The organism is Streptomyces sp. NRRL B-1347 (assembly GCF_000720325.1).
In the GTDB taxonomy this organism is placed as follows: Bacteria; Actinomycetota; Actinomycetes; order Streptomycetales; family Streptomycetaceae; genus Streptomyces.
Window position 1 is genome coordinate 1 of the sequence record NZ_JOJM01000266.1, and the last position, 514, is coordinate 514.

General features: G+C 64.8%; 1 pseudogene. It reads left to right on the forward strand.

The window, feature by feature from the left end:
- Window positions 1-100: 100 nt before the first annotated feature.
- Window positions 101-310: pseudogene (locus IG74_RS50695) on the forward strand (transposase family protein); the annotation flags it as partial.
- Window positions 311-514 lie beyond the last annotated feature (204 nt).

Here is a 514-nt window from a genome sequence, read left to right on the forward strand (position 1 = left end):
AGCCACCAACATCGCCCGGACCCTACGCGCCAACGCCCGCGACCACACCCGCCCCCCGGCCATGCCCGGCCTCATCTGAACGACTTTGCCGAAACCCTGCGTCCGCACCCCCTACTACCACCACCGCGAACAACCGCCGCACTACCAGCAGTACAACCGCGACCACGCCCGGCTCCGCGCACCCAGCGAACGCGCCTTCGCCCAACTCAAAACCTGGCGACTCCTACGACGAGCCCGGTGTTCCACCCGCCGCATCGGCACCGCCGTCCAGGCCATCCACACGCTGATGACCTGCGATTATTCAGGATGAAAACGGCTCAGTGGAGGATCTTCCGCCACGCCGCATCAGCCCGAACAGACTCACGAGCCCGAACAGACTCACGCCAGCCGCCGCAGCGATCCTCACCCTCATGACCTACTCATCTTGAACTCGCGGGTTCCAGTCGCTGACGTTTCATGATCCTTGCGGTATGTCCGAGTTGTGAGGTACGCGGATGGCGGTGGCCTGACGCCG